Source organism: Methanocalculus sp. (assembly GCF_029762515.1).
Lineage (GTDB): Archaea > Halobacteriota > Methanomicrobia > Methanomicrobiales > Methanocorpusculaceae > Methanocalculus.
Genome location: NZ_JARVGN010000073.1, coordinates 1 through 7,292, shown reverse-complemented (window position 1 = coordinate 7,292; position 7,292 = coordinate 1). Strand labels below are relative to the sequence as shown.

6 protein-coding genes are annotated in these 7,292 nt (G+C 51.8%); 4 read left to right on the top strand and 2 right to left on the bottom strand.

From position 1 onward, the window contains the following. Together QCH34_RS03935 and QCH34_RS03930 are read right to left on the bottom strand one after the other, a co-directional pair. The coding region (locus QCH34_RS03935) for a hypothetical protein (RefSeq protein WP_300330434.1) at positions 1–640 on the bottom strand (640 nt) is incomplete at its 3' end. Then, positions 637–1,248: a hypothetical protein gene (locus tag QCH34_RS03930; RefSeq protein WP_300330431.1), complete on the bottom strand. Its 612-nt coding sequence runs from the start codon at positions 1,246–1,248 to the stop codon at positions 637–639. The genes QCH34_RS03935 and QCH34_RS03930, both read right to left, overlap by 4 nt. Before the next feature lie 129 nt (positions 1,249–1,377). Here QCH34_RS03930 and QCH34_RS03925 point away from each other — a divergent pair, with 129 nt between their 5' ends. The 4 genes from QCH34_RS03925 to leuS all read left to right on the top strand — a co-directional run. Next, complete coding sequence (locus QCH34_RS03925) at positions 1,378–2,160, top strand: A24 family peptidase C-terminal domain-containing protein (RefSeq protein ID WP_300330428.1); 783 nt, start codon at positions 1,378–1,380, stop codon at positions 2,158–2,160. 8 nt (positions 2,161–2,168) lie between these two features. Beyond that, positions 2,169–2,522, top strand: a complete 354-nt coding sequence (gene hisI / locus QCH34_RS03920) for a phosphoribosyl-AMP cyclohydrolase (RefSeq protein ID WP_300330437.1) — start codon at positions 2,169–2,171, stop codon at positions 2,520–2,522. 402 nt (positions 2,523–2,924) lie between these two features. Then, positions 2,925–4,862, top strand: coding sequence for a PINc/VapC family ATPase (locus QCH34_RS03915; RefSeq protein WP_300330425.1), 1,938 nt, complete (start codon positions 2,925–2,927; stop codon positions 4,860–4,862). 30 nt (positions 4,863–4,892) lie between these two features. Continuing rightward, positions 4,893–7,292: leucine--tRNA ligase (leuS, locus tag QCH34_RS03910; protein ID WP_300330420.1), on the top strand; the 2,400-nt coding region annotated here is incomplete at its 3' end.

Genomic DNA, 7,292 nt, shown 5'->3' with positions numbered 1-7,292 from the left:
GATGAGGTGGCTTATGACGAATATCTCCGGTTTCCGGATCGCCTGCGCCACCCTTCTCCCCCGGACGCGAATCAGGTACTGGCCATGGAGGTGGTGTTTTCTCTTCTGAGATCGGGGAGGTTTCCTCCCCGGCTATCGGGTGGCTCATGTCGTCCTCATGAGTTGCCGCGATCAGTTCTTCAACAAGGTCTTCAAGATCATCCCCGGTATCCTGCTGTTCACCCATCTCTTCAGGTTTCTGCCTCTTCTTCAGGAAAGAGAAGATAGTGCTCCTTTCTCTGCCCATCTCCTCTTCTCTGATCTGTTCCTCCCCATCTGTCTCTTCCTGTATGGTGCCGTGGCGTGTATCATCCTCAGTTTCCGTTGCATGGGATGGCTCTGTTGCACCATACTGATCTCTTCTCGTCCTCTGATCCCATTGTTTCCCCATCTCTCTGAGGGGATCAGAGCCCTCGTCCGGACTACCGCCCCATTCCGGTCTTCTGCCTGTCTCTTCCTCCCCACTCTCCGGAGTCACCGGCAGTAACCATCCGGGCACAGCCTGATCGATTTCTCTCTCTGCCGGTCCTGCCTCTACTTCCGTTTTCTTTTTCCGTTTGATGAATGAGAAGAACCGGTCCCGTATCCGCCTCTTCATCATGCAGCTCCATCAACTGGTATTGTAATCTCCATATCGCCACCCGGATATCTGAAGGTCTTTTTGCCAATCAACCTGATACCCTCTCGCAACCGGCATTCGTACTCCCCCTCCAGAAGCCGAAATGATGCCTTTCCATTCTGATCGAGCGTATCTGTTCCGCATATGCGCCCTTCGCTCCAGAGCTCGATCCTGAGGGGTACAGGTCTTCTCTGGCCAGATGCCACCCTGATCGTAAGCCTGCCGACTCCGGAGGTTTCTGCAGGCGATCTGGCTTCCCTCCTCTTCTTCACTGTTGCGTGTGCAAATAACCGTTCAGGGTGATAGATGCGCGCACAGCTGGCGAGACCTTCTGCTTCTGCTACCGGTAGAGGGGATATTGTGTAGATTGGTTTTGTCGGAAGCCTGAGCACCGCAATATCTCCATAGATCGTTCCTGCGCCATCAGCATATTCAGCACCTGCGGGTTCCCCTGAGATGAAGATGACCTGTGCCCGCACCCCGTCAACCTCCATGCAGGAGATCGTGCCGGAAAAATGCCACTGTACAGCATTCAAAATGCAGTCTGCAAGTGTTCCTGATCTCTTTTGTGACTCATCTGTATCGGGCATCTCTGTTTCTCCTGCACTCCCGGGGTTCTCCTTTCTGACCCTCTATTATGAATCGCACGTGATCATACGCAGAGTACCAGAGAATCTATGCCATGCCATATATAATCTATCAACCAGAATAGTTCATTTATGATATCGTACCTGGCCATCCCCTTTCTTCTGGTGGCATTGACATTTCTCTATGGATCCTTTCTGGATATCCGCGATCGCAGGGTACCGTTTCGGACATGGTATCCGATGCTCCTCCTCTCTCTCCCGTTCACAGGGTATGTCTATTATCTCCTCTTGCTTGGAGATCTACACTGGTTTTTGATCATTGCCCTGACGACTCTCGTCTTCTCAGGGGTAATGTATGCGATTGCATATTTTGGCCTCTTCGGTGGTGCAGATGCCTGGGGTCTTATTTTTATCGCTCTCCTGATACCTCTCTTTCCATTTGAACCGCTCCTTGGGTATCCGCCAGTTCCAATCTTTGCCTTCAGTGTCCTCGCAAATGCCCTCATCCTGAATCTATTCATTCCGGTTTTTCTCTTCATCTACAATCTGGCGAAAGGGAACAGGGCTCCGCTCCTGTACATGTTCATCGGTTTCCCGGTTCAATCTGAGAATATCCGTTCGGTCTTTGGCTTTGTAATTGAGGATTTTGAAGAGACAACAGATGGTTTAAAGCGCCGTTTCATCCCATTTGCAGAGGCGATCAGCAGGATGGCACGGGATGACCGTGTGTATACGCGTGACCTCCGGGAGCAGCCAGATGAATTCCGGAAAGAGCTTGCATTGTATACACAAGCTGGTTCTGTCTGGATATCCTATGGTGTTCCGTTCTTCATTCCGATAACCGCCGGGCTGATCGTTTCATGCCTCATCGGTGATATACTCTTTACACTGATGATGGCGCTTATGGGGGTCTGATTGGTATGATCGAATTAGATTATCAGAACGGGCTCATTCCGGTTGTTGTACAGGATGCAGAGACACGTGAGGTGCTGATGGTTGCCTGGGCAGATGAAGAAGCTGTCTCCCTCACACAACAGACCGGCTATGCCCACTATTACAGCAGAAGCAGGAAGAAGATATGGAAGAAGGGCGAGGAGAGCGGCCATCTCCAGCATGTCCTTGGGATCAGGACTGACTGTGATGCAGACACTCTTCTCTACCTTGTCTCACAATCCGGTGCTGCCTGCCACCTCGGGTATCGATCATGCTTCTTCAGGACGCTTGATGGAGACGTTCTCTTCGATCGTATGGTTGACCCGGAGACGATATACAAATAATTCTTCTCTCTGGCAACCCCCGTTTTTTTGGAAGGTCTGTTTTCCGGGGCGGCCGCCTGGAGAGGCGCATTTGAACAAAAACAGTATCGGTTTTCTCTCTCTATCATCCGGTTAATATCCGCTTCTTTTCCTCTCTGGCCGAAGTCGCATGATATTTATATCCTAGTATCTCTTACGTTATGGTGTAGAGAAAATAGAATAGCAGAGTCTGACGTGGATCCCGGGTCAGGCGTATACGATAAGAGCGGTGATCCGGGATCTTCCATATCGGAACGTATATGAATAATGGAACCTATTGGGGCGATATAATAAAAAAATGGCTGATTATTGCCGTTCATGGGAATGATCAGCATATTCTCACTCCGATAACCATAATCAAGAGTTTACAATGGTAGAATTTTTATGAAACTGGTACCTGATACGAGCGTTGTCATTGATGGGCGCATTACCTCAATGATACAGAACGGCGAATGCAAAGGCGCAACAATAATCATTCCTGAAGCTGTTTTTGCGGAACTTGAGGCACAGGCAAACCATGGGCGGGAGATTGGGTTCTCCGGACTGACTGAGATCCAGGAACTCTGCCGCATGCGGGATGAAGGATTAATCGAGCTCAAATTTGTGGGCGAGCGGCCCCGGCTTGAACAGGTGAAACTGGCAAGCGGCGGTGAGATCGATTCGATGATCCGGAATGCCGCAATCGAATATGATGCATCCTTTATGACCTCCGATATCGTCCAGGCCGAGGTTGCACGGGCAAAGGGAATCCCTGTCATCTTCATGAAGGCGCAACAGGAGAACTTCACGCCGCTTGGTATCGATCACTTCTTTGATGAAAATACCGTGGCAATCTATCTCAAGGAACGGGTAGCTCCATATGCCAAGAAAGGCCGCCTGAAGGAGATGAGGATCGAGCAGATTCGCGACTCCCCGATGACCGAGTATGAGCTGCGTAAGCTTGCACAGGAGATCCTTGAACGTGCCAAGCGCCACCCGGACGGGTTTATTGAGATCGAGAAGAAGGGAGTGACGGTCGTCCAGATCGGATCGCTTCGGATCGCAATCACCCGCCGCCCGTTCTCAGACGGGATGGAGATCACTGTCATCCGTCCGATTGCGGATGTCTCACTTGAGGATTACAGCAAGTCTGATGAGATCAAACAGTCGATCATCAGCGAGCGGTCGGGAACACTCATCGTCGGCCCGCCCGGATCAGGTAAATCGACACTTGCCCAGAGCATCGCCATCTTCCTTGCAGATTGCAACTATGTTGTGAAGACAATGGAGACCCCGCGTGATCTTCAGGTGCCGGATCATATCACCCAGTACACAGCGCTTGACGGGAATATGGCCCAAACCGCAGAACTTCTCAGTCTTGTCAGGCCTGATTTTGTTATCTTTGATGAGATACGGAAGCCTGAGGATTTCCAGATCTATGCGGATCTCCATCTCTCCGGGATCGGAATGGTCGGGGTTCTTCATGCACACAAAGTTCAGGATGCACTCCAGCGTCTCCTCTCACGGATTGATGTCTGTATTCTCCCCCAGGTGATCCCCTCGATCATCTTCGTCTCCGAGGGTGAGATTGAACGGGTCTATTCGCTCACGCTCTCAATCGATCGCCCAATCGCACTTTCAGGACAGGGAATGGAAGTAACTCCGTCCCCGGTTGTCAAGGTGGCAGATAGTGAGACCGGCCTTGTGGTGGTCGAGATATTCCGGTATGGCGGCGAGACGATAGTGTACCCGTTGCACAGCCAGGATTTATCTCTCCAGACACCAAAATCCCGGAATACAGGAAAAACCGATATCCCTGCACATGTGGAACCCGAGCCTGACACTCCTTCCTCAAGTCCGTGGCAGGCGATTGAAAAGGAGATCCAGAGAGAGATCGGCAGGTTCACCGAGGGTTCTGTGGATGTCAGGATGATCTCTGACAGTAAAGCATCTGTCTATATTGAAGATCGTGATATCCCGGCTGCTATTGGAAAAGGTGGTAAGAATATCGCTTCAATTGTGAATAAGGTCGGTGTTGGCATTGACATCCGCTCGCGAACCGAGCTGGATTCAACCCACCCGGCAGAAACCATTGAAGAGCCAACCGTGCAGTCTCCGGCCACGGGCGGGGTGGCGATCAGAACAGATAAGAAATTCCTGATCCTCGCCTGCCCCGAACATGCAAGCAAGATCGTTGACGTCTTCTCAGGTAAGGAATACCTCTTTACCGGCACTGTCGAGGAGAGCGGGGAGATTCTTCTTGCCAGAAACAATTCCATTGCCCAGGAGATGCTCAGGCGGGATGCCGAGGGTGAGAAGATCACGGTTCGTCCGGTGGAGTAACCGGGTTTAGTGTTTGAGGGGAGTTTTATTGTGGGTGATTCTGAACTGAAGCTGTCTGAAGCGGATGTTGAAGAAGAATGGAAGAATGCATTCCATTCCGATCCATCATCAAAAGAGAAATGTTATATCAATGTCGCATATCCGTATCCGAGTGGAGCGATGCATGTCGGCCATGGCAGAACCTATATTGTGCCGGATGTTATTGCCAGATTCTGGAGGATGAGAGGGCGGCAGGTTCTCTATCCAATGGCATTCCATGTGACGGGATCGCCTGTTATCGGGATCTCAAAACGGATTGCACGGGGAGATGAAAAGACTCTTTCATTGTACCGGGATCTCTATAAAGTGCCTCAGGATGTCATTGACAGGTTCTCCGATCCCCTTGCAATCGTCGATCATTTTTCAAATGAATACGAGCGGGTGATGCGGAGACTCGGCCTCTCGATCGACTGGCGCCGGAGGTTTACCACAATCCTTCCCCAGTACTCAAAATTCATCGAATGGCAGTACCATCACCTCAATGGACAGGGCAGGGTTGTCAGGGGGGAACATCCCGTTAAATACTGTCCGCAGTGCGATAATCCGGTCGGCGATCACGATCTCCTCGAAGGGGATAAGGCGGAGATTGTCAAATTCATCTTCGTCAATTTTGAATCTGATGGCTTTTTGATCCCCTGTGCAACACTCCGCCCCGAGACGATCTACGGGGTGACCAATCTCTGGATCAACCCGGATGTCGATTATGTAAAGGCGGATGTCGATGGCACAGTCTGGCTCCTCTCACAGGAGGCAGCAGATAAGCTTGCACTCCAGAAACATCAGGTGTCAATTGTCGGCGAGGTGAATGGCGCTGATCTCATCGGCTCATTCGTCTCCCATCCCCTCTGTGGACGTGTTCGTATACTTCCGGCAGGATTTGTGGATCCGGATATGGGATCCGGCATCGTGATGAGTGTTCCGGCACATGCACCTTTTGACTATATCGCCCTCTCCGATCTTCAGAAGAAGGGAGAGTACACCGATATCGAACCGGTATCGCTGATACAGGTTGATGGATATGGCGCAATCCCGGCGAAAGAGGCGGTGATCCGGCATGGGATCGTCGATCAGTTCGATCCGAAGATGGACGAGGTGACCCAGGAGGTCTATTCTGCCGAGTTCTCACGTGGAAAACTCCTTGCACGATGCGGGGAGCATGAAGGAAAACCTGTTCGTGTTGCACGTGAGGATGTTGGCGCTATCATGGAGGCGGATTATGGCTCGATCTGGTTCTATGACTTCGATCAGCAACCGGTTGTCTGCCGGTGCGGAAGCCGTGCCTTTGTCAGGATCCTTGATGATCAGTGGTTCCTTGCCTATAGCGATCCTGTCTGGAAACAGCAGGTGCATGACCAGATCGAGAAGATCACACTTGTTCCACCCGAGGTGCGGGCAGAGTTTGACCGTACTGTCGACTGGCTGAAGGACTGGGCATGCACCCGGCGTGTCGGGCTTGGCACGCGGGTTCCCTGGGATCCGAAATGGCTCTTTGAACCGCTCTCGGATTCAACCGTCTACATGGCATATTATACGATTGCCCACCGGATCAGCGGGATTCCTGCCGCGTCCCTCACCCCGGAGGTATTCGATTACATCTTCCTGGGCAGAGGAGAGCCCAAAGGTGTTGACAGATCGATCCTTGATGAACTGAGATCCGAGTTCCTCTACTGGTACCCCTACAACTACCGCTTCTCGGCAAAAGATCTCATCTCAAACCACCTCACCTTCCAGCTCTTCCATCACCGTGCCATCTTCCCCGATGAACTCCAGCCACAGGGTATGGTCGTCTTTGGGATGGGGCTTCTGGATGGAGCAAAGATGTCATCCTCCAAAGGAAATGTATTCCTCCTGGAAGATGCCGCAGAGGAGTTTGGCGCTGACACGGTTCGTATGTTCCTGGTCGGTTCAGCCGAGCCCTGGCAGGATTTTGACTGGAGAAATGAACTCGTATCATCCATACGAAAACAGATTGAACGGTTCATTGCCTATGTTGCAGAGTCAAAGGATGCAAATGGCACTTATGATGTCGATGCATGGCTCTCCTCCCGTCTCCAGCGCAGGATCGCCCGCATGACCGAGGCACTCGAACTCTTCCAGACCCGGCAGGCGCTTCAGGAGGCATACTTTGGGATCGAGTCGGATCTGAAATGGTACCGTAGGCGGCTTCCTGCCGGTTCAACCGGTGGCACAGTGCTCCGTGATGTCGCTGATGCCTGGATCAGGCTGCTTGCACCGGTGATCCCCTTCACCTGCGAATCGCTCTGGCGTGAGATGGGGCATGAGGGGCTGGTCTCCTATGCAGAGTGGCCGGTTCCTGATCAGAGCCGGATCAATCCTGAAATAGAGCTTGCAGAAGAGTTAATTGTACGAACCGTCGAAGATATCGAGTCA